We start from the raw sequence: 22,916 nt of genomic DNA, 5'->3' as shown, positions 1-22,916 counted from the left end.
TCAAAACTTAAATCCGATCTTAAACGTCGGAGCCGCCAAAACACTGTAGTTATGGCTGTCTGCCGACAGATCGCCAAGACCGGCTTGCGGATTATACGTAGTCTTGTTGTACGTATAAGCAAACGGATCGATCTGCGCACCGACGTAGAGGGCAGGAAGAACATAGTAATCGACACCGATAGTCAGGGCGCCACGAAGATTCCAGCTCTCGGCAACCGATTTGCCCATAGAGGTCTCTTCATCATACTTCATTTCATTTTCGCCGTAAGCAAAACCTATGCGAACACCTGTATACCACATCAGGTTAGGAACACGCTTGATGTTGAAATAACGATCAACACCTGCCGACACATTATAGGCGAACGACTGAGCACTGGCTACGGCACGGTAATTAGGGATTTCTCCCATATTCTCGTCTGCCGAGTTATTCATATTCGAATCGTCTATCGTGCCGGGAACAGCCGGATAACCGGGGTTATTCGTGAAGCTGACACCGCCACCCAAATTTAGTTTCCACTGATCTTTGAAGAACCAGCCCCCTTCGAAACCAACCATCAGCTTTTTGTCTGCCCAGTTGGTTGAGAGTGCTCTGACTTCATAGTCAGTCAGCAGCCCCGAAGGGGCTGTGACGTTTGTGTAACTATTGTATCCAACAGTAGCTGCTACCGTAAAGTCACCCTTCTTAGGAGTATTGTCTTTACTACAGTTCTGCGCATTCACTGCAAGACACATCATGGGTAGAACGGCCAACACTAAAAGTCTTTTTATTTTCATACGATACTTTTTTTGATTTGTTGTTTATTTGCCGTTACTATTGGCGATTATTTTGCTATTAAAGCATTAATCTGCTCCATAACTATATCCATAAGTTTCTGAATAGCATCGATCTGCGTTGTAAGATTAGCTACAGAAACCTCAAGACGTGCAATTTGTTGCTCACGATTCAAAACGCCATAAGTAGAATCTAAGTCTGCAATTTCTTTATTTAAAGTTGCATTGGCAGCTTCTAAAGTCCGAATTTCGGCCTTGGCATCTACCCCATAATTATTTGCTAAAGCAGATAAAGCAGAATAATTCGCATCAGCTACCTCGTAAGCTTCGTCCGCCTCGTCATACGCATCGCACGCAGCTACATAAGCCAAAACTGTTTCATTTGTCTTCAAAGCCTCAATAGCTTTATCATAAGCAGCAACATCTGCTCCCGACATTGAAGCAATCAACTCTATTGTCTCTTTCAATTCAGCAATGGATTCATTCTGTTCATTTATAGCATCCTTAGCTTTAGCAATACTAATGTTGGCAGCATCAATTTTTACTTGATCCTCACCGGCAGCTTTCAGTTCTTCATTCGCTGCGGTTAAATCAGCATATTTGGTTCCTGCGTCAGCCTTATCACCTGATTTGCCCAGAAGTTTAACAGCAGCAGCATATTCATTATTGAAATTTTGAGTTGCCTTTTCTTTAGCATATTCAGACTTCCAACTATAATAAGTAACAGATAAATCTTCTGCTATCTCTTTTGAACTTATTTCGATTGGCTGAATATATTCTCCATTACCAATGTACAACAGACCTGAATAGTAATATACACCAGTACCATCTATATAATCATATTCACAGCCTGTGATAGGAGTGGTAACACCAAAATTCTGCAATTGATCTATTATGGTACGAGCAGCAACCACAGTCTTCAAAGAAGATTCATCACTTGTAAAATCCGCAATAGCATCCCGATATGCCTTCTGTGCAGGAACTTTAGCTTGAGCGGCAGCTGTTGTTGCTTTTATTGCGTTATTTTTAATCTGCAGTGCCTCAAGTGCTTTATTTTGTAGATCAGCTTTATCCAAACCATCGTACTTACTATAAGCAGCAATTTTAGCATCATTCTGAGCTATATTAGCCAGTTTGATAGCTTTCTGCTTTTCAACTACTTCCTTATAAGATATAAGCCCGGCTTTATAATTAGCCAGAGTAACTGCATTTTGATCTCTTGTTTCCTGTAGACTACTCAACTGATAAGAGTAACCTTGATACTCACCGTATAACCCCTTCAATTGTTCATCCGCAACATTCAGGAAGTCTTGTTTTGCTCTTTCTTCATTAGCCTTAGCTGCCCATAAATCAGCATTTGCCTGAGCTATCAACCTCTCTTTGTCACGTTCATAGGCTTCTTGATCTTTTTGATTTTCAAATTCTTTAGCCGCAGCTTTTGCCTCAGTCAACCGTTTTTGGGCATCCTGAACGCCAGCCTGTGCATTAGCCAATGCAGCAGCACCTTTCAGCTGTTCTGCTTTTGCGTTACGCACCGCTGTTACCGATGCCGATTCGTCGTTGTCTACGCAAGCTCCCAGTGACAAAGCACCCAGGAGCACTGCAACCATCATGAGTTTCTTTTTCATAATCTCAAAATTTTAGTGTTAATAATAATAATATAAATGTTATGTTCCACTCTGTTTTTTCTTCTGTTACCAGAAGGGTGTTAGTGCACTCCTCTCTGTTATCCGCAGCAAATATATCCTAATTTATCTGATAAAACAAATAAATTATGAACAAAATACAGAAATAGACAGATATTCTTTTATGCCGATAAACCTAACTCTTCGGATTATGTTGTACTTTCATGCAAATGAAAAAAAGCAATATTTATATAGGTGAAATTATCAAGAATATAATGTCCGAGAGGCAGGTCACTAAAGCTGAACTCGCAAGAAGATTGGACGTTAAGCCTCAAAGTGTAGATTATCTACTGACAAGGAAAAGCATTGATACGGATACATTATATAATATTTCACTGGCGTTAGATTATGATTTTGCCCTTTTATATAGCATCAAACAAGAACAGATAAATTGTGATAACGAAGCTATCAGATATAAATTGGGAAATGCCAAAATTACAGTAGAAATAGAACTGCAGCAAGATGAAATTATCAAGCTAAACCTGAAAAAGAAAATAGCCGAGTTACTGGATGGAGGAGCTAATAAGTAGAGTTGTTTACACCTTATTATATATAGGGAACAAAAGCTATCAAAGCAAAGATATAATCACAACAGAATAATTTAACAATGTTAAGGAGAAAACAAAGATCGTTATTCCCTCTGTACAAAGAACAAATCTTTTAAATGCAAACAACTTGTTCTTTGCATTCAAAAAACAAGCTTTAACTCTATGTTAAAGTTAGCTTTATAAACATTCAACATTAGACTATTAATCACTTGATTAAAAACGATATAATCAATAAAGATAAAACAGCAGATAAAAATAGAAAGTCAAGAGATGACTCACTTAATTGATAATATAGTAACTATCAACAAAAGGAGTCCGGACATACATATTGTGTATCCGGACTCTTTTATTTCAAAAAAATAACCAAACTAACCTTTTTACCACTACCCCACCTTTATTTCCACTTTTTAAGTTCTTTTCGGTCGGCCGGAGTAGCTTCTATCAGACTGAGAGCGAAACCTCCACTACGAGCCAATTTAGTAGAGATCTTGGTTTTATTAGTCACTATACCTTTTTTAATCTCATAAGAGGTCGGATTCTTCTCATAATCCGCATCTTTCCCATCAGCATATAAAGTGGCTACATACTGTTTCCCCGGATCCAGGAAATCAAGAATGAATGTAGAAGTACGGGGATTTTCACCTGTAATACCTCCAACAAACCAATTATCGGTTCCTTTGGCCTTTCGAGCCACCGTGATATATTCTCCCGGTTCTGCTTCAATATATTTACTGTCATCCCAGTCTACTGCCACGTCTTTAATAAACTGAAATGCGTCCATGTGGCGCTCATAACTCTCCGGAAGATCAGCAGCCATTTGCAGCGGACTGTAAAGTGTAACATAAAGGGCCAATTGTTTTGCCAAAGTGGTATGCACAAAACTATGTTCACCACTCAAGAAAGACAATTGAGTGTCAAAAATACCCGGAGTATAATCCATTGGACCACCAATCAGGCGTGTAAAAGGAAGCAATGTAGTGTGGAATGGTTTATTCCCACCAAAAGCTTCATATTCTGTTCCACGGGCAGACTCGTTACCGATCAGATTCGGATACGTACGACACAATCCGGTTGGACGAACGGCTTCGTGAGCATTCACCATGATTTTATGATCGGCTGCCTTCTTCACTGCATAGAGATAATGATTATTCAGCCATTGCCCGTAATGATGCTCACCGCGTGGGATTATATTGCCTACATATCCGCTCTTCACAGCGTTGTAGCCGTTATCTTCCATAAATTGGTAAGCTTTGTCCATATGGCGTTCATAGTTACGAACAGATGCAGAGGTTTCATGGTGCATCATCAACTTTACCCCTTTATTCTTGGCATATTCATTCAACATTTTCACATCAAAGTCGGGATATGGAGTGACGAAATCAAACACATAATCTTTTGACTTGCCAAACCAATCCTCCCATCCTTCATTCCAACCCTCAACCAATACCTGGTCAAAACCGTGTTCAGCGGCAAAATCGATATAACGTTTCACATTCTCATTATTGGCACCATGACGCCCATTGGGCTTAGTCTTAGCATAATCGGTCTCACCCAACTTCACTGAATAAACGTCGTCAGTATAAGCCCATGTACTTTTACCCGTAATCATCTCCCACCATACACCTACATATTTGACAGGCTTAATCCAGGAAGTATCCTCCAATTTACATGGCTCGTTCAGATTTAATGTTAATTTGGAAGTAAGAATGTCACGTGCATCATCACTGACCATGACTGTACGCCATGGAGACTGACAAGGAGTCTGCATATATCCTTTATCTCCCTGTGCATCAGGAGTCAGCCATGATTCAAAAACAAAGTTTTTATCATCTAAATTAAGATGCATACAAGAGTAATCCACCAAGGCAGCTTCATGAAGGTTGATATACAATCCATCATCGGTCTTCATTTGTAAAGCAGTCTGAACCCCGGTAGGAGAAAAAGGAGTCTGGGAAGCATTGGGAGTCACAGCTGTTTTCATCAGGCCACGTATTTCCGAAAGCTTCGATCGAGTATAATCATATTCTTGTGTATCATAATCGCCCGGTATCCAGAAAGCAGTATGATCGCCTGTCATAGCAAATTGGGAATGCTCCTCTTTTATCACAAAATAATTCAGATTCTTTTGCTGCGGAAATTCATAGCGAAAACCGAGTCCGTCATCGTACAAACGAAAACGAATCAACATCTTACGATCCTGAGCTTTTTGGTCTAAAGTTACCGCAAGCTCATTATAATTGTTACGGATTTGCTTTACTTCTCCCCAAACAGGTTCCCAGGTTTCGTCAAAAGAAGAAGTCTTGGCATCAATCAATGTAAAACCATCCATCAGACCGGGATCATCTTTCAGTTCAAGGCCCAGTTTAGAAGGTTTAATCACTTCTTTACCCTTATAAGAAAGTTCATACACAGGCTCCCCTTTTCCATTCACCGAAAAGTTCAGTTTCAAGAGTCCATTTGGAGAAGTAATGCTTTCGGCCATTGCCACACTACTCACTAAAAGAGAAAGAAAAAAGCAAGCCAACTTAAAAGTCAGTTTATTCATGTTCTTCATGATATGGTTTAATATAAATTAGTAATCATGCAACAAAGATAAGCAAGAAGCAGATTCCGGTTCGACGAATAGAACCGAAATAAAGAAGATTTATCAGAAAACGTTTGCATAAACAGTTGACAGTGGTAACTTTGCCAACAAAACAAAAAAGATGAAAGAGATTATTTATATATTTATCGGAGGAGGCATAGGCAGTGTATCCCGCTATCTGGCACAAATAGCCGTCAACGAAAAACTTAGCCCTACTTTTTTCCCCTTTCCGTGGGGAACGTTTGCCGTGAACATTGCTGGGAGTTTGTTAATAGGATTATTTTATTCACTTTCGGAACGTCTTGATCTATCCTTCGAGTTAAGGCTATTTCTGACTGTTGGTTTCTGTGGAGGTTTTACCACATTTTCTACTTTGGCTAATGATGGCCTGAGTTTACTGAAAGGAGGCTTCTACGGCATATTCGCATTTTACACATTAGCCAGTATGATACTCGGGCTTTTAGCCGTATTAGGTGGAGGATACCTCGGAGAACATTTAAAACAATAGACTAATATATGAAACCAGCAATTAAGAAAGTCCAACCTGTTAAAGTCGTAGCCCCATTCATCAATGAGCAGTCCGAAAGCATCACTCCGCTCGATATTTTGGTGGATGAAGAGAAAATTTCTGATTTATATTTTTCTAAAGGAGTTGTCCGACAAGTAAATAAGCCCTATCTAAGTATTAACAATTGTACTTTCAAACAACAAATATTCAACGAATGCCAGTTGAAATCAGCCCAATTAACAGACATACGTTTTGAAAATTGCGACTTATCCAACGTGTCCTTTGCCGGAACTACTTTCTACCGGGTAGAATTTATATCATGCAAGCTCTTAGGAACAGGTTTTCCGGAAGCCACCCTAAACCATGTCCGGATGGAGCATTGTTATGGACAATACATCAATCTTTCCATGACGAAAATGCGAACCGTTCGTTTCAGCCATTGTGATTTTCGAAACGCCAGCCTCAATGACAGTAAATTAATACCGGCAGCTTTCGACAACTGTGAACTGCTTGAAGCAGATTTTTCGCATACGTCTTTAAAAGGTATCGACCTCAGGAGCTCAAGAATAACAGGCATTCAACTAAACATAGCTGACCTGAAAGGGGCTATAGTCAGTTCATTACAGGCAATGGACTTACTGCCTCTGTTAGGAGTCAAGGTTGAAGACGACTGAACTTTTCCACCTCTCTCTTTGTTTTATAGTATAAAAGCGATAATACTGATTTATAGGGAAAGAGACCGCACGGAATACCTATTAATAGTTATTCTACCGCTTCCCATAAGTGAGTACATTTGCAGAGACTAAAAAAACAAGAGAAACAATGAAAATAGAAAAAATTACAGGACGAGAGATTCTCGACTCAAGAGGTAACCCTACAGTAGAAGTAGACGTAGTATTGGAATCAGGCATCATGGGACGTGCATCCGTTCCGTCGGGCGCATCGACCGGTGAGCATGAAGCGCTTGAACTCCGCGACGGTGATAAACATCGTTACGGCGGTAAGGGTGTACAGAAAGCAGTAGAGAACGTTAATAAAGTCATTGCCCCACATCTGATTGGTATGTCAGCCCTCGACCAAATGGGCATTGACCATGCTATGCTGGCACTGGACGGAACAAAGACAAAAGCCAAACTGGGTGCAAACGCTATCCTGGGTGTTTCACTTGCCGTAGCCAAAGCAGCTGCCAATTATCTTGATATTCCCCTTTACAGATATATCGGCGGCACAAATACTTATGTTTTGCCCGTCCCAATGATGAATATCATTAATGGAGGATCACATAGCGATGCCCCAATCGCCTTTCAAGAATTTATGATTCGCCCGGTTGGTGCAAACTCTTTCAAAGAGGGACTGCGCATGGGTGCCGAAGTATTCCACGCCTTGAAAAAAGTATTAAAAGACCGTGGTTTGAGTACAGCTGTAGGTGATGAAGGAGGCTTCGCTCCGAATCTGGAAGGCACAGAAGATGCACTAAACTCTATCCTTGCCGCTATTAAAGCTGCCGGATATGAACCGGGTAAGGATGTAATGATCGGCATGGACTGCGCTTCTTCCGAATTCTATCATGACGGTATCTACGATTACACCAAGTTTGAAGGTGAAAAGGGTAAAAAACGTACAGCCGAGGAACAGATTGACTATCTGGAGAAACTTATCAACGAATATCCGATTGATTCCATCGAAGACGGTATGAGTGAAAATGACTGGGAAGGCTGGAAAAAATTAACTCAACGTATCGGTGACCGCTGCCAATTGGTAGGTGATGACCTTTTCGTTACTAATGTTGATTTCCTGGCAAAAGGTATCGAAAAAGGTTGTGGCAATTCTATTCTGATTAAAGTAAACCAAATAGGTTCGCTGACAGAAACATTAAACGCTATTGAAATGGCACACCGCCACGGATATACAACAGTCACCTCTCACCGTTCCGGCGAAACAGAAGATGCAACCATTGCAGATATTGCCGTAGCAACAAACAGCGGACAGATTAAGACCGGTTCGTTGAGCCGTTCGGACCGCATGGCGAAGTACAATCAGTTGCTCCGTATAGAAGAAGAATTGGGTGACCGTGCTGTATATGGTTACAAACGAATTACCGTAAAAGGCTAAATAAAATCATGATAAGCATAGCATGATGAAAGGTTAGTTATTTTTATAATGATTGAATGTAAATGTGAAAAGGAGGTTGTGTCAAATACGCTTTGACACAACCTCATAGTATACGTAAAGAACAAGAGCAACACCCTCTATTCGGTCAACAATCCTGCGAATGGAATAAAAGGAGTGTTCAGCAGGTGGTGGATGATCCGCTGCTCTTGATAAAATAGTTGGTTGCCTTTTTCATTTTAAACCACTATTTTTTTTGCTTTACCAACATGATTACAGGATTGTCTTCTTCATTCAACTTTGAAGCAATTTCTTTCAATTTGCCATCTTTCAGTTGCTCTTTCTTATAAATCTCAACAAGTCGGGATGCACTTAAACTCGTGACATTTTCGATATCGCGATTAATTGATTTCGCCGTCATAGCTACAGTTCTTTTTTCTGCATAGTCATCATTATATACGGCAACTTGAAATATGGCTTTTTCCTTCTTGTCGTACACCAGCTCATCTGTATAGAATCCGTTACCTTTTTCAAAGTTAAATACATTTTTAACGGTTTCCATAAAGTAATAACGGTCGGTATGAATACCCATATAAAGAAAAATTTCAGGCTCCATAGTATTTGCAGAGGGGGTTCTTACAATAAAGGGGCTTAATGTACCATCCGGTGCATAGTTATACAATGTATCGGCTGATGCATCTATAAGTGTCCATTTTCCGTTGCTTAGGCGTATTTGGTAAGAATAATTTGCTATAAATCGATCTCCATCAGTCACAATCGGTGTGTTAATCGTTTTAAAAGGAATAAAAATTTCCCGGGTGATACTTCCATCCTGTTTTGATATAAGAATATGGTACGATTTGTTTCTATCCTTTCCTTTATTATGATAATCTGACATATCATAACAGATCAAATTATGTTTGTCATAATCAAAAATAGATGAAACATCTCTACCAAGATTCAAACACCGTTTGAATTCTCCGTTAAGATCGTATACTAAGATTTTATTTCCCGGTGACTTTACGAATATTTCATCATTGCTTTCATCAAGAATAATCTCATTAATCCTTGCATATTCTTCTGCCCCTTGCCCTCGCCGATTTATCTTTTTTAATCCTTTACCGGTTTGCCTGTCAAAAATAAAAATATCCCCATCATTATTCCTATTGGTTACCAATAAGTATTCTTTTCCCACATCTTGTACTAAGCCTTGTGTAAGAAACTCATCTGTAGTTTCCAGCGCAACATATTCCACATTCATAAAATCCTGAAGAATCAATTCTTTTTTAGGATAGCTTTTCGAAACGTCCACGATGATTAAATCATCGTTTGATTGTTTATTTCTTCCACATCCTGTCAATACTACCAACAGAATGACTGTCAAAACTGTGTTTACTTGTTTCATCTTATTTGTTTTATTTGTTTTTTTATGTAACAAAGATTAGTACGATCAATAATTATTTTAAATTTTTCATATTCAATTCCTTTTAAGGTTAAGAAACGGGCTGGAGTGTTTCGGGGTAAATATACCACTATCTGATGTCTAAAGCAAGAAAAAAACATTAATATACAAGAAATCAAAAAGAATAAATTAAGCGACAAGATTCTATTATTGAAAGAATATCACAATATCGACTTCTCTTTTTTTCCATCATTCGAACTGTTCGAATTGAATAATAGATTACTGCCTTCGTCTGATTTCTATCTTTCTGCTTCAGAAATGCATAGGGTTGTATGGGTTGGTTATAAACTATCTTTTGAGATCTACATTCATTTCGTTATGAATGAAATACCGGTTATACCTGTAACATGTTCATTGTTATCGGAGAAATTGTTATCTGAAGGATTGGAATATGATCAGGGGGATAAAGAAATTCAGTAATATTGTACCGGTGGGGATATCATCGTTATTGGGTGGATGACGTATGATAGCCTTTTTATGTCTGAAAACGAGTAATGGAACTTGTTAATGGTTAACAATACAAGTGTGAAATGTTAATAAGTTATCGGTAACATTAAACCATGTTATAATAGAGCAGAATATCGTGCGTAAATTTGCTAATTAGTTGGGAATCGGTATTTTTGTATTGTGTTTTTTCATAAGTATTAGATTTAAGGTTAACAAAAGATTGGTTGCTCGGGACGAGTAGCCATTTTTTGTTTTATGCAGTAATGTGGTTTCGCTTCCGATGATATTTATTTCTTTAATTTCCCTGTTCCCTTTGTAATTTATAGATGGTTTTGAGAGCAAAACGACTTTTATATTGTTATTAGTGCAATATCAGCTATCTATAGGCTTGTTCTATTTACTAATTATTAAAGGAAACATTATGAAAAAGAATCTATTGTTTTTTGGAGCACTTGTGAGTGCTTTTCTGTTGGCCTCTTGTTCGGGTGGAAGCAAGAGCAAAGCTCCTGTTGCCAGTACGGCAGATATTGAAAATGCGACAGAGGTAATCAAATATTATAATACTTCTCTCGGAGTATTAAAAGATATGGTGAAGGAAAAAGATGTAAATGCCGTTTTGGATTATATGGAACAAAAAGGAAAAGTACCGGCTCTTACCGCCATCGCCCCACCGACAGTTGTTGCAAAAGATTCGGCGACGGTGATGAATCCCGGAGATTACTTCAATGGAGAAACCCGCCAGAATCTGGTGCAGAACTATGCCGGATTGTTTAAGGCGAGAGCAGAGTTCTACGCAAATTTCGATACCTATCTTTCTTACTTGAAAAAGAAAGATGTAACCAAAGCGAAGCAACTGTTAGAGGCGAATTATCAGTTGAGCACACAGATGTCTGAATACAAGCAGAATGTTTTTGATATTCTGAGTCCGTTTACCGAACAGGCTGAACAGGTGCTTCTGGCGGACAGTCCGCTGAAAGAACAGATTATGTCTGTACGGAAGATGTCTGCTACGATGCAGAGTATTTTGAACCTGTATGCACGTAAGCATATGATGGATGGCCCCCGCATTGACCTGAAAGTAGCTGAACTTACCAAACAACTCGATGCTGCTAAAAAACTTCCTGCCGTGAATGGTCATGAAAGCGAGATGAAGTCTTATCAGACTTTCCTTTCACAGGTAGAAATATTTATCAAACAGGTGCAGAAGGCTCGGGAAAAAGGAGAATACAGTGATGCCGATTATGATATGTTGACCAGTGCATACGAGACTTCCATTATTTAGAAAAATAGAATGAATATTATACTTTTCGATGGTATATGTAATCTCTGCAACGGGACAGTTTCTTTTATTGTAAAGAGGGATAAAAGAAAGCTGTTCCGTTTTGTTTCACTGCAATCTGAAGCGGGTAAAACTTTGTTGGGCCGGTATGCTGTTGAAAGTAGTAATAAGACTCTCTATTATTTTCGGAAAGGAGATTGTTATTCTAAATCTACGGCTATACTTTATATCTTAAAAGACCTGGGAGGATTCTGGCAGTGTTTTTATCCATTGATCCTGATTCCGGTAAAAGTAAGGGATGCATTGTATTTATTGGTTTCCAAATATCGGTATCGGATATTTGGGAAAGTAGATTCATGTACTAAGCCGGCGAGTTTTTCTGATGAAGAATCTAAAAGACCGGATTAATTTTAACTTATCTAAAAAAAATATATCTTTGTAGCAAAGATGTACATTTTTAAATGAAGAAATATGGATAAAGTAATTATTAATTCTTATGAAGATTTTGAGAAATTAGTGGGGCAGCAGATTGGAGTCTCTGACTATCTGGAGGTTTCTCAGGAACGTATCAACCTTTTCGCTGATGCAACATTAGATCATCAGTGGATTCATGTGGACACAGAGCGTACTAAGGTGGAGAGCCCTTATCATAGCACCATTGTTCACGGATATCTGACATTGTCATTACTTCCTCATTTGTGGAATCAGATTATTGAAGTAAATAATTTGAAGATGATGATTAATTATGGTATGGACAAGATGAAGTTCGGGCAAGCAGTACTGTCAGGTCAAAGTGTGCGACTGAAGGCAAGTCTGCATTCTCTTACTAACTTGCGTGGTGTGGCTAAAGCTGAAATTAAGTTTGCGATTGAGATTAAAGATCAGCCTAAGAAAGCACTCGAAGGTATCGCTATCTTTCTGTATTATTTTAATTAAGAAAAGAATATGGCATACACAAGTTATAGAAAACTGTGTATGCCATTGTTTTATACTTCATATTGCTTCGAAAGACAAAAGAAAATCCTTCCTGTAACATTGGTTACAAATTATTTGTTTTCTGTTCCCTACCTTTGTCCTCTGAATAATAAAAGAGGAAAATATGAAAGATTATAAACTTATGACAGTCGGCCAGATTGTAGCCGATCGTTTTGACCACGCAAAGGTATTCAATAAGTATGGCATTGATTTCTGTTGCAATGGAGATGTCTCGCTGACTGATGCTTGTGAAAGAGCCGGAGCAGGGGTGGACAGTTTGTTGGAAGAGTTGAGGCAAACGCAACCGAACCATTCTCCGATTTTTGATTTTAAAAGTTGGCCTATGGATTTATTGGTAGATTACATCCTGAAATTCCATCATCGTAATATCCGTTACCAGAGACCGCAGATTCTTCAATTGCTTGATAAAGTTTGTGAGGTACACGGTGAGAAACATCCGGAACTTCATGAGATACGTGGGTTGTTTCAGGAGTCCTGGATAGATCTGAATAATCATCTTACCAAGGAGGAAATGGTGTTGTTTCCTTATATATACGATTTGTTCGATGCAGTGACCCAACACCGCCCCGTTCCGCCTTTTCATTGTGGCAGTGTCAGTAGCCCTATTTCGGTAATGATGCATGAACATGATGCCGAAGGTGAACGTTTTCGCCGGATTTCTTTATTGGCTCAGGGATATTTAGTACCCGATGATGCTTGTGACACCTACAGGTTATTGTTTGAGATGTTGGAGACATTTGAGAAAAATTTGCATCATCATATTCATTTAGAAAATAATATTGTTTTTCCTATGGCTATAGAGCTACAGGAGAACTGTGAACGAATGTGTTAATTGTTAACGTTTTTAGCCTAAAGTATTAACAAAACAAGATCGAGTATTAAACGGTGTTATAATACAGGATATTTTTGCTCTGATATTTGCTAATTGCTTGAAATTCGGTATATTTGTATTGTGTTTTTTTCATAAGTATTAGATTTAAGGTTAACAAAAGATTGGTTGCTCGGGATGAGTAGCCATTTTTTGTATTCGATACTTTGGTTATTTATTCTTCAATTAGAGTATGACGTTTAAAATCTATATCCCAGTCCTATTCTCACAGTAGGATAGATGGCGGAATTGCCGTTGGAGGACTTTATATAACCGGCTCCGCCAGATAGATCGAAAAGAAAATGTTTCCATACGCGTCGAAATCCCCAATATGGGGTGATAACATATATATGCGCTGTTTTTACTCCGCTGCTGATGGCTATTGGAAAAGAATATCCGAAACAGGCAGATAAATACCCACCGGAATTGCCCCAAGTACGCTTGCCATTGCGATGCCTTTTCTTCAGGTTATAATAAAAACGTGGTTCTATGGCTAAATCTCCGGTTACTAAATGATAGTCTTTGGTGGCGATATGAAATTCGCGAAGTGATTCCATTTTGAGTTGCCATGTTCTTCCAAAAGCATAAGAAGCTCCTGCGCTAAAAATAACAGTACCTTTCGGAGCAAAAGCATATTCATAACTATATGCCAGTCCGATACCATTTAAACTGATACTGTGACCGGAGACGGTTTGGAATTGGGCAGATGCATCTGGTCTTTTTTGAGGATTGTGCTCAGCATGGATAGAGAGGGCGAATAATGTAAGTAGAATTGTGGTGATAAATAATACTTTCTGCATATGTTTTCTGTTTTGGGTTTTATAATTGATTTCTTGATTATAAAGACAGAAAAAAGAAGAAGATTCCCTATTCGAATGAAGAGAATAATTTAACGATAAAATACAGAATCTAAAGTTTGGGCCAGTAGCGGTGAGGAGATCTACCTAAACTTTAGATTCTGTATGATAGGCAAAGTGCTTGTTATTTACGGATGCATCTGACAGAAAGAGCTCTGTCTGTTATATTGCCGTCTTTTATTTCATTTGTAGTATGCAGCAAATAGATTGCTTTATTTATTTGATTTCCAGATGAATTGGTAGACCAGTATACCACCGTATATAAGCCGTTGGTATACCCGTTCTTACTTTTTAGAATATATCCTTCCGGCATTCCATTGAATCCTGTAGTGTTAAGTATAGGAAGCTTGTCACCGTTTTCATCGCTTGACCATGGCCCAGATTTCAGTTTAGAAGCATCATTGTTTATATATTGCTTTAGTTGTTCCCACTCGGTTTCGGTAGGAATATTCCATCCTTGGGGTGATAACTTGCCTGAAATAACAGCTTCAGAATTGTAAAAGTAAAAATTTTGAGGCGCATCTTGATATTTCCCGGTGTAATAGCCTGCTGTTGCCGTGAAATCCTTTTTCAAAGTAATTGTTTTACCGTCGGTATAGCGTGTCGCTTCCAAACTACGTCCCATCCAATATTGGATTCCTATTTTTACTATAGGATAAGTTTTGGTTTCCGTATTCCGTATATCTGTCAAGACATCTTCTTGCAATCGTACAGGTAGAGGATTTTCCGGCTTGGATATTGATATTGAGTTATCTTCGGCTATGTAGAAATCGTTGATGACGCTTTGATTTCCGGGCGTGTAGGCTAATACATTATTAACTTTGTTCCAAGAGACCTTGCCTCCGTGAACGGCTGCTGTTTCGTCAAGTAAACAAATTACCGTGCCGTTGTTTAAATCTGTCTTTCCATTTAGAACAGGATAGGCGACGATGGCTTGTGCATCGATATTGTCTGCCAATAGATACTCTTTACAGATCTCTGCTACCTGCGTCCCTTCGTTAATGGCTTTATATACATTACTCTTACTGAATTTCAGTGCAGCCAGGTGAATTATACCTGATGTTTCCTGAGCTGTCGTTTCACCCGACTCCCCTTCTGTCCAGTCTGCAATGCTATGATCGAAGTTATTGATTTGAATACCTTCGGATGATTTATAGATAATGCCTATGGAACAGCTTTTTTCACTGGACAGCTGAAAGTTGTCCGGAAATGGGCAACTATAGCTCTTTCCATCTATTTCCATATTTATGTAGTGACTGTCAGACTCTATTTTTTCGGGTATCAGTATTGCTTTTTTGCCTATAAGGGTATTATTCTCTATTTTCCATTCTCCATAAGGAATAATGCCGCTCGTTTGTCCCGATGACCCGAATTGGCCGGTGAGAAAATCATAAGATGCTTCCGAATGGAATCCGTTTAAGGATAAGGTAGGGTTATCAGCCAAGAGCTCTTGTAAGTCTTCTCCGGCTGCGGGTCTTATAATGATTTCCAGTTTGCAAAGTTTGTGTTTATATTCCATGGCAACCATGTTCTGGCTGGGTGTAATGTCATTGTTTACAGCGATCATAAAGTCGGAAAGTGATAGTCCGCCCACAGTACTTTGGTCGGTCCGTATCTGGACCTGCATTGTACTTTTGTCCGGTTCAATACCTGTTTCTTGAAAAGGATAATAACTGATGAAGTTACATTCTCCGTTTCCTTTAGGATAATAAATCGTTTCTTCCGGTTCGAAGCCGGAGGTTTGGGAACATGTGAAACGCATATTGTCAATGTATCGTTTCTGATTGATAGTTGATGGTTGTGTCAATACATACAAGCCAATGGCGTCCTTTTCTTGAAATTTGTTATCAATAACACGTGTGGGGTTGCATAAAATTTGTGTAGAAAGGCGGATAGGAATTTCTCCGGGAAGGGTTGTCGATTCTTCTGAAATTTCATTTACACAGGAAGTGCTGACAAGCAGGGGCATCATTATGAATTTTATCATAAAGGATGCAATTTTCATGTTTTTCATTGTAGTATATAGTTTAATTTGTGTTTTAGTTTCATTGTTTAACTATATGTTTAAGGAGTAACAAAGCTACTATTATTAATACAATTATTACTATGAATTATGATAATATTTTGTATTTATATAATAAATGTTTCACTACTGTTCCGTTAAAGTAAATAATAGTTCTTTGAAATGATTGAAATATAGTCGATTAAGTTATATTTTGAAATAAAACGGATTTGAATTTCTATTTTTGCAGCTGTAATGATGAATCAAGATAAATACACTTTTTCTCAACTTTTCCACTTTTTTGAACAGAACTCGGTTTAACAACTACGTTCGTAAGTACGATGTCAACCGTTATGTGAAGCATTTTACTTACTGGAACCAAATAGAAAAATCGCCAAGTTAGTATTTCTAACTTGGCGACTCTCACTTTTGCTCTTCAAGAGGGCACTGAAAAGCCATCTGTTTTTTCAGTGCCCTCGGAAATTTCCGGGCAGCTTTTTATTTTTCTCCGTTCAAACGGCGGAGTATTCTTACACAAGTTTAAAACTTACGTGTGTTCAGGTTCTTGTCGACCAAAACGCCATCAATAGCTTTCAGATCAAACTTCACGGCACGTTTCGCTTTCAGCTTCAGAATAAACAGATCGTTTGTTCCTTCAAGGGCTTCTTTAGCTCCAAGGTTAACGAATGTAGGATAGAGTGCTTTTGTACCATTGGTATGGAGTCTGTCGTAAGTCAGATTTTCCATTGCTTTAAGGTTCAAAGGTTCGACACCTACAAATTCATAATCTTGCTGATTGTATGGCAACGCAAAACTCAAGGCATTTACAGAACGGAGGTTGACACCTTTTACAAGCACTTCAACCACATCACCCTTACTGTAATTTCGTTTAGCCGTACTGATCTCAATAGTACCATCCAGTTTCTCAATCGGTTCATCACTGACACCATCTTCCAATTGTGTTGCCACAACAGAAATGTCATAAGCATCGATCAAACCATTCTGGTCGATATCACCTACGCTGATATAGCCTTCATAGTCGGAATCACCTTTTCTCAGACCGGTATAGTTGGTATACGAAGTTAAATCGTTATTATCGATCTTACCGTCGTTATTGATATCACCCTGCAAACGGCTCTCTGTTCCAGGAACTTTAAATACATACAATTCTCTACCCGAACCATAATTGTTCACACCTTCCGTTACAGCCAGTTTGATATAGCGTGCAGTCGGGCGCTCAGTAAATGTAAATACTTTCACATCACCATTACGTTTCCAGTCGATTGCTCCGGCCTCAGTCCAATTCTCTTTATCCATACTGTAATATACAGTACCTTTCAGAATCGTTCCGTTACCACCGTCGGTACGTGGCAGGTATTCGAATTTATCCAACTGGTTCACAGTTCTCAAGTCGATAATCATATCATATGGCAGCGCTTTTGCTCCATACTTCGTATGCCACATATCACCCAATTCGGCAAAGTCGAATAAACGATCAATATCAAATCCTTCCTGATTCTTCGCAGTTGTTTCACCCTTGATTCCGTGAAGAGCAAATTCCAGCGGGTTCGCTTTTGTCTTAGCGCTGAATTCAGCCCAATCCGAATAGCCATCCTTGTTTACGGCACGGATCTTGAATGCGTAGTCGGTTTCAGCAGCCAGCCCGTCAAACAGCAACTCAGTATCCTTAATTGTTGTATACAACATGCCATTGAACTCTATTTCATAGAAATCGGCATTCGGCACTTTGCTCCATGTAGGTTTCAAAGTGTAAGCTTCAATATTCTCGGCAGTAATCTGAGCTGCAGGAGCAGTCAGCGAACCGGACGTAACTCTGTAATTATCGGCAGGCGCATACTGGAAGCCTTCGATATTCATCACAACCTGATTTTTAGTAATGTCAGTAGCAGCCAACTTCACAAGAAGCTGAGGATTCTTAGTGATTACCTTCTTTTCAAATTCACTGCCTTTCGTAGCAAATTTATTCAGATTAGGAGCAGCATCATAGAAGTATACATTCTCACCTTTCTGGAAATCATCCATAGAGAGCACTTCGATCAACTTCACTTTGCTTTTGCCCACCTGAGCAGAAACTTTCTTTGGTTTGGCAGTAACGTTTACCCTAAACTCAGTAGCTTTCTCTTTTACAAAACCGTCGAAATCACCCTGTGTAGGACGAATAGAAATCTTCACATTGTTTTTCGAATCAACATTTGACTCAATGAAAGTTGTGGCACCTTTACCATCCTTATATGCTTCCGATACACCGTCATCATCATATTCAACAGTCATCATGTGCTTATACGGATAGATCTCGTAGATACGAAGTCCTTTGTTGATTTCAGCAACGTTATTGTTAGGATTGGTCATCGGGATAATAGCTCCGTTCTTCACAAATACCGGAAGTTTCCAGAGAGGAGCAGCAAAGTTGTTGAGTACACAGTTACCCTGATATTTTTCTCCGGTGAAATAATCGATCCATTCTCCTTCAGGCAGATAAATACCGTCACGGATATCATTCCCTTCAGCATCTGCTTTTGTGGCTTTATAGATAGGTGCTACCAGGAAGTCGGTACCATACATAAACTGATACTGCGTGGCTGTACCCAGAGTATAAGCATTCGGATATTCCAGGAACATAGCACGAATAAGCGGCATTCCGGTTACAGCTTCTTTCGCAAAACTATAAGTATAAGGCATCAATTCCGATTTCAGTTTCAGATACCAACGGTTGATAGAAGTGGCAGGTTCGCCCAAAGCATGCGGATATTTTTCGTTCGATCCCCATCCATCCATATTCAGCTGCATCGGAGTGAAAGTTTTCCACTGGAAGTCTCTGGTGTTGACAATCATATTCTTGCCGCCGAAGATACCATCCATATCCGAAGAGATGTTAGGCTGACCTGACAGACCTGAACCGATATAAGTCGGGATGTGGAAACGGATGTACTCCCATACACCGCCTGTCTGGTCGCCCGACCAGATTCCGGCATATCGTTGTGTACCGGCCCAACCATCGAGTGAAATAATGAACGGACGGGCATCATCTCCGTAATAAGGCATAATATGACCTACGTCTGCCACACCATTCAGTCCGAAGGAATATCCCCAGCCTACCCATGCAACGTCTGTTTTCAATACACGCACACCGGCATCTCTCACTTCCTTCACAATATCTCTTTGCAGCAATGCACTCACACCTTCTTTCGGATGCAAGTCAGACTGTGTCCACAAACCGATTTCGACACCATTCTTACGAGCATAGTCGCCCAGACTTTTCAGATTCTGGATGTTTCCGTCAAGGGTTTCGGTCTGTCCGTATCCGGCACCATATCCATCGTTTGGCAGCAACCAGCCTAAAGGCATGTCATGATTCTTATAGCGATCAATCACTGCACGGGCCGAGAACTGATAATTATTCTTTTCTCCGTTCAATGATTCCTTGATTCCACCATTATCTTTCTGGCTTTCCTTATAGCGTTTTCCGTCTTCGAACAAGATTCCTTTTTCGTCTTCCTTCCAGTAGTCACGGTTATAAGCATTCAAGTGACCCTGATAAAAACCGAACTTAGGCAACAACACCGGATTACCGGTCAATTGATAAAAGTCATTCAGAATCCCTACGGCACCATCACTAACCATATAGAATACATCAAGGTAAGGAGAATCGTGCGTAAGCTTCACTTTACCTTTTTCTTCCGCACCGAAATCATATTTACCCGGTTTGAAAGTATACCACATCATGCCATAGCCGTTAGTAGACCAATAGAAAGGTGTGGGTGAAGCTACTCCACCGTCTGTCCAGCTATTTTCGTTTACAATATTAATTGCTTTTCCTTTGTGCGAAAAACGTCCGTTCTGCACACCGCCGCCATAGAAATATTCGTTGGGGTTCTCTTTCAGAGTTACAGTAACTTTTCCTTTATCAAAAAGTACCGGTTCGGCTTCTTCAAAAGCTACGGCTTTCTTTTCCAGGTCGATCACTTTCATCAAAGAAGTATTCTTATCGATTTCCACCTTGATTTTCCCCGTAGTGATAGAAAGGAGATTGCCGCCATCATTTAAGTCGAGCGTAGAGACTGTGTTTCTGGGATTATTTACCAGAATTTGTGCTTCAGGTTTCGCTTCCGGATCACGGATGATTCCTCCATCATTGTCCTGAAATACTCTGAAGATGTTCTCTCCGTAGAAATCGAATGTCATTCTCTGGTTATTAGAGAACAGTACTTCAATCGTAGTCGGATTGATTTTCTTTGCACTAACGATCTTCAAGTTTTGTTGTGTCACCTCTCTAACGATTTCGGACCGATGCATAGCCTGCATAGGCGAACCGGAAAACATCAGAGGCAAAGCGAGAGCGAAGAGCACTGCTTTTCGCTGCTTACAATTACCAATTGCGTTCTTCATGATTTTTACTATAAAATTTCAACTAAATATTACTCCATTCTGTCAATAGATTGAATACGCAAAAATAGGCAAAAGTATTCAGAAAAGGCATATTCTATGAAAATAAATACAAGTAAATACACTTGCTTCCTATAATTCAAGAAACACCTTCACACTCTATGCCCGTTTCCTCCTAATCATCAATCGAAAAACATGAGGGTGTTTTTCGATTGATGATTAGAACATAAGACTATCCGGTCAGCAAGATAAAACACTTACCTTATTACCTAATCCAACAACCGGTTCGGAATAGCGGTACGTTACTTCCCAAAACACACATTATTTATAGAGGAAATTAGCCAATCAGAATGAAAATCTTAACTTTGCAGGACAAAAATGAAATCATATATGGAAAAGCTAAAAATGGAATCTGTGAGTATCGCAGAGGACAGCCTGAATAAAATAGCCGAACTCTTCCCGAACGTAGTCACTGAATCGATGGGTAAGGACGGACAACTACATAAAGCTATCGACTTTGATAAACTGAAATTCCTCCTTACAGCCAACCAAGCAGAAATGGGAGTGGTATATGATGACGACGAACGTTACGAATTAACATGGGTGGGCAAGAAGCAGGCGATAAGAGAGGCGGCGCATCCTATCCGCAAAACATTGCGTCCCTGCCCGGAAGAGAGCAGGAATTGGGAACAGACCCAAAACCTATACATCGAGGGAGACAATCTGGACGCAATGAAACTCCTGAAAAAGAGTTATGCAGGAAAGGTAGACGTTATCTATATCGATCCGCCTTACAACACAGGTAAAGACTTTATCTTCAATGATACATTCGCTCTTTCACAGGAAGAATCCGACGAGAAACAGGGAAGATATAATGAAGAAGGACAACGATTGTTTCAGAATACGGAGGCTAACGGAAAGTTTCACTCCGATTGGTGTAGCATGATGTATGCCCGGCTGATGCTTGCCCATACCCTGTTAAATGATAATGGCATCATTTTCATTTCCATTGATGATCACGAACTGGCAAATCTGATTAAAATAGGCAATGAAGTATTCAATGCTTCTAATTTCATCGATGTATTTAATTGGGCAAAGACGGAAACTCCGGAAAATCTCTCGAAAAAAAGCAAGCAAATCATCGAATACATCGTCTGCTATCAGAAGAAGAAAAACGACATGAAATTCCAGGGTCTGAAGAAGGAGTCGGTCAGTTCAAATGGTCTGTTGAATCAACCGAATTCCGTCGGCATTCTGACTTTCCCCGCCAACAAAGTAGTTACTTCCATCCCCGACGGAGTGATCAAAGCGGGCATGTACGGAACAGATGCGTATGACGTGGAATTACTGGAAGATACCACCGTACGTGACGGACTGTTTACAGCCCCCGTCAAGCTGAAAGCCAAATTCAAATGGAGTCAGGAAAATCTGGAGAAAGAGATAAAAAAAGGAACAACCATCAAAATACCGACTCTTAAGTTAAGTCCTTCGTACGAAAAACTGGAATATGACCCGGAAGTTCCACCCAACCTGATTAATTACAAAGTAGGAGTTGAAACTAATGAGCAGGCCGGTAACTATCAGCTACAGTTCTTTGATAAGAAAGTGTTCAACTTTCCGAAACCTGTCAGTCTGATTCAATATTTATGTGAGTTTATCGACACCAAAAACAAAGATTGTATTGTGATGGACTTCTTCTCTGGTAGTGGCACTACTGCCGAAGCGGTTATGCGGATGAACATGAAACCGCGTAAAAACAAGGTGAAGTACATTCTCGTACAACTGCCGGAAGATGTGACTGAAACAATAAAAAAGGCCAAGACTCCCAGTGAAAAAGAGATCATGCAAAATGCGATCGACTTTCTCACGGAAAAGCATAAAGCATTGAACATCTGCGAACTGTCCAAAGAGCGTATTCGACGTGCCGGAGACACGATTGAGGCGGAATGCAACCAACTTAAATTAAAGAACCGCCCGGACATCGGTTTCCGTGTTTTTCGGATTGCCGACAGCAATATGAAAGACGTATATTACAGTGCAGGGGAATATTCACAAAGTGATTTGTTTTATTTCACAGACAATATCAAAGAAGACCGTACCGGACTCGATCTGCTTTATGGTTGCCTGACCAACCTGGGACTATCCCTGTCACTCCCACACAATGAAGAGGATATAAATGGATATACGGTTTATTCTGTCGACAAGACCGAATTAATGGCATGTTTTGCAGAACAGATTCCCGAAGAAGTCTTCCGTGAAATAGCCGGTAGGCAACCACGCCGGGTCGTCTTTCGGGACGCCTCATTCCGTGATAGTGCCGATCGTATCAATATAGACGAGATATTCAAAACATTATCTCCCGGTACTACGATCGAGATTCTTTAAACAGAGAAGGA

General features: G+C 39.7%; 17 protein-coding genes. 10 read left to right on the top strand and 7 right to left on the bottom strand.

The features are described 5' to 3' along the window. Both R3O62_RS10090 and R3O62_RS10085 read right to left on the bottom strand, forming a co-directional pair. Positions 1–774 (bottom strand): BT1926 family outer membrane beta-barrel protein, encoded by a 774-nt coding sequence (locus R3O62_RS10090; RefSeq protein ID WP_413958307.1) that lies wholly within the window; start codon positions 772–774, stop codon positions 1–3. Between the two features lie 47 nt (positions 775–821). Further along, a complete protein-coding gene (locus tag R3O62_RS10085) occupies positions 822–2,399 on the bottom strand; it encodes a hypothetical protein (RefSeq protein ID WP_317472901.1) in 1,578 nt (525 codons plus the stop codon). Between the two features lie 227 nt (positions 2,400–2,626). Between R3O62_RS10085 and R3O62_RS10080 the strand changes: the two genes are divergently transcribed. Further along, the gene (locus R3O62_RS10080) at positions 2,627–2,986 is read left to right on the top strand and encodes a helix-turn-helix domain-containing protein (protein WP_165016011.1); all 360 of its coding nucleotides are present in this window, start codon (positions 2,627–2,629) and stop codon (positions 2,984–2,986) included. A 412-nt stretch (positions 2,987–3,398) separates the two neighbouring features. On the opposite strand, the gene R3O62_RS10075 is transcribed toward R3O62_RS10080, so the two are convergent. Beyond that, the gene (locus R3O62_RS10075; RefSeq protein WP_022011838.1) at positions 3,399–5,558 is read right to left on the bottom strand and encodes a glycoside hydrolase family 97 protein; all 2,160 of its coding nucleotides are present in this window, start codon (positions 5,556–5,558) and stop codon (positions 3,399–3,401) included. 151 nt (positions 5,559–5,709) lie between these two features. Between R3O62_RS10075 and crcB the strand changes: the two genes are divergently transcribed. The 3 genes from crcB (at position 5,710) to eno (ending at position 8,208) form a co-directional block, all read left to right on the top strand. Next, positions 5,710–6,096, top strand: coding sequence for a fluoride efflux transporter CrcB (gene crcB / locus R3O62_RS10070; protein WP_005809844.1), 387 nt, complete (start codon positions 5,710–5,712; stop codon positions 6,094–6,096). A gap of 8 nt (positions 6,097–6,104) precedes the next feature. Beyond that, on the top strand, positions 6,105–6,770 hold the full coding sequence (locus tag R3O62_RS10065) for a pentapeptide repeat-containing protein (RefSeq protein ID WP_005818765.1): 666 nt from the start codon (positions 6,105–6,107) through the stop codon (positions 6,768–6,770). Positions 6,771–6,918: 148 nt separating this feature from the next. Continuing rightward, positions 6,919–8,208, top strand: coding sequence for a phosphopyruvate hydratase (gene eno / locus R3O62_RS10060; RefSeq protein WP_317471505.1), 1,290 nt, complete (start codon positions 6,919–6,921; stop codon positions 8,206–8,208). A 244-nt stretch (positions 8,209–8,452) separates the two neighbouring features. On the opposite strand, the gene R3O62_RS10055 is transcribed toward eno, so the two are convergent. Continuing rightward, complete coding sequence (locus tag R3O62_RS10055) at positions 8,453–9,610, bottom strand: 6-bladed beta-propeller (RefSeq protein ID WP_122329944.1); 1,158 nt, start codon at positions 9,608–9,610, stop codon at positions 8,453–8,455. Between the two features lie 925 nt (positions 9,611–10,535). On the opposite strand from R3O62_RS10055, the gene R3O62_RS10050 reads away from it, so the two are divergent. From R3O62_RS10050 to ric, 4 genes are all read left to right on the top strand, one after another. Beyond that, positions 10,536–11,396, top strand: a complete 861-nt coding sequence (locus R3O62_RS10050) for a DUF6845 domain-containing protein (protein ID WP_005809848.1) — start codon at positions 10,536–10,538, stop codon at positions 11,394–11,396. Between the two features lie 9 nt (positions 11,397–11,405). Next, on the top strand, positions 11,406–11,801 hold the full coding sequence (locus tag R3O62_RS10045) for a thiol-disulfide oxidoreductase DCC family protein (RefSeq protein WP_005809850.1): 396 nt from the start codon (positions 11,406–11,408) through the stop codon (positions 11,799–11,801). 63 nt (positions 11,802–11,864) lie between these two features. Then, a complete protein-coding gene (locus R3O62_RS10040) occupies positions 11,865–12,329 on the top strand; it encodes a MaoC family dehydratase (RefSeq protein WP_317471507.1) in 465 nt (154 codons plus the stop codon). A gap of 163 nt (positions 12,330–12,492) precedes the next feature. Continuing rightward, a complete protein-coding gene (gene ric, locus R3O62_RS10035; protein ID WP_317472902.1) occupies positions 12,493–13,221 on the top strand; it encodes an iron-sulfur cluster repair di-iron protein in 729 nt (242 codons plus the stop codon). A 236-nt stretch (positions 13,222–13,457) separates the two neighbouring features. On the opposite strand, the gene R3O62_RS10030 is transcribed toward ric, so the two are convergent. Both R3O62_RS10030 and R3O62_RS10025 read right to left on the bottom strand, forming a co-directional pair. Further along, positions 13,458–14,057, bottom strand: coding sequence for a hypothetical protein (locus R3O62_RS10030; RefSeq protein WP_032529850.1), 600 nt, complete (start codon positions 14,055–14,057; stop codon positions 13,458–13,460). A 181-nt stretch (positions 14,058–14,238) separates the two neighbouring features. Next, complete coding sequence (locus R3O62_RS10025; protein WP_317472903.1) at positions 14,239–16,128, bottom strand: fimbrillin family protein; 1,890 nt, start codon at positions 16,126–16,128, stop codon at positions 14,239–14,241. A gap of 289 nt (positions 16,129–16,417) precedes the next feature. On the opposite strand from R3O62_RS10025, the gene R3O62_RS10020 reads away from it, so the two are divergent. Beyond that, positions 16,418–16,519: a DUF4372 domain-containing protein gene (locus tag R3O62_RS10020; protein WP_157195908.1), complete on the top strand. Its 102-nt coding sequence runs from the start codon at positions 16,418–16,420 to the stop codon at positions 16,517–16,519. 137 nt (positions 16,520–16,656) lie between these two features. On the opposite strand, the gene R3O62_RS10015 is transcribed toward R3O62_RS10020, so the two are convergent. Then, entirely contained in the window at positions 16,657–20,523 is a 3,867-nt protein-coding gene (locus R3O62_RS10015) for a TIM-barrel domain-containing protein (RefSeq protein ID WP_317472904.1), read from the bottom strand. Between the two features lie 387 nt (positions 20,524–20,910). On the opposite strand from R3O62_RS10015, the gene R3O62_RS10010 reads away from it, so the two are divergent. Then, positions 20,911–22,905: a site-specific DNA-methyltransferase gene (locus tag R3O62_RS10010; protein WP_317472905.1), complete on the top strand. Its 1,995-nt coding sequence runs from the start codon at positions 20,911–20,913 to the stop codon at positions 22,903–22,905. The last annotated feature ends 11 nt before the right edge of the window (positions 22,906–22,916 follow it).

Origin of the sequence: Bacteroides hominis, from assembly GCF_033042785.2 — a bacterium.
Lineage (GTDB): Bacteria > Bacteroidota > Bacteroidia > Bacteroidales > Bacteroidaceae > Bacteroides > Bacteroides hominis.
This window is presented reverse-complemented; position numbering and strand designations above follow the sequence as displayed.

Excerpts from the sequence above, each read along its gene's own strand:
- R3O62_RS10030 (WP_032529850.1), bottom strand. The coding sequence starts at position 14,057 with ATGCAGAAAGTATTATTTATCACCACAATTCTACTTACATTATTCGCC.
- ric (WP_317472902.1), top strand. The coding sequence starts at position 12,493 with ATGAAAGATTATAAACTTATGACAGTCGGCCAGATTGTAGCCGATCGT.
- R3O62_RS10040 (WP_317471507.1), top strand. The coding sequence starts at position 11,865 with ATGGATAAAGTAATTATTAATTCTTATGAAGATTTTGAGAAATTAGTG.
- R3O62_RS10045 (WP_005809850.1), top strand. The coding sequence starts at position 11,406 with ATGAATATTATACTTTTCGATGGTATATGTAATCTCTGCAACGGGACA.
- R3O62_RS10085 (WP_317472901.1), bottom strand. The coding sequence starts at position 2,399 with ATGAAAAAGAAACTCATGATGGTTGCAGTGCTCCTGGGTGCTTTGTCA.
- R3O62_RS10065 (WP_005818765.1), top strand. The coding sequence starts at position 6,105 with ATGAAACCAGCAATTAAGAAAGTCCAACCTGTTAAAGTCGTAGCCCCA.
- eno (WP_317471505.1), top strand. The coding sequence starts at position 6,919 with ATGAAAATAGAAAAAATTACAGGACGAGAGATTCTCGACTCAAGAGGT.
- R3O62_RS10090 (WP_413958307.1), bottom strand. The coding sequence starts at position 774 with ATGAAAATAAAAAGACTTTTAGTGTTGGCCGTTCTACCCATGATGTGT.
- R3O62_RS10015 (WP_317472904.1), bottom strand. The coding sequence starts at position 20,523 with ATGAAGAACGCAATTGGTAATTGTAAGCAGCGAAAAGCAGTGCTCTTC.
- R3O62_RS10080 (WP_165016011.1), top strand. The coding sequence starts at position 2,627 with ATGAAAAAAAGCAATATTTATATAGGTGAAATTATCAAGAATATAATG.
- R3O62_RS10075 (WP_022011838.1), bottom strand. The coding sequence starts at position 5,558 with ATGAAGAACATGAATAAACTGACTTTTAAGTTGGCTTGCTTTTTTCTT.
- R3O62_RS10050 (WP_005809848.1), top strand. The coding sequence starts at position 10,536 with ATGAAAAAGAATCTATTGTTTTTTGGAGCACTTGTGAGTGCTTTTCTG.
- R3O62_RS10025 (WP_317472903.1), bottom strand. The coding sequence starts at position 16,128 with ATGAAAAACATGAAAATTGCATCCTTTATGATAAAATTCATAATGATG.
- R3O62_RS10010 (WP_317472905.1), top strand. The coding sequence starts at position 20,911 with ATGGAAAAGCTAAAAATGGAATCTGTGAGTATCGCAGAGGACAGCCTG.
- crcB (WP_005809844.1), top strand. The coding sequence starts at position 5,710 with ATGAAAGAGATTATTTATATATTTATCGGAGGAGGCATAGGCAGTGTA.
- R3O62_RS10055 (WP_122329944.1), bottom strand. The coding sequence starts at position 9,610 with ATGAAACAAGTAAACACAGTTTTGACAGTCATTCTGTTGGTAGTATTG.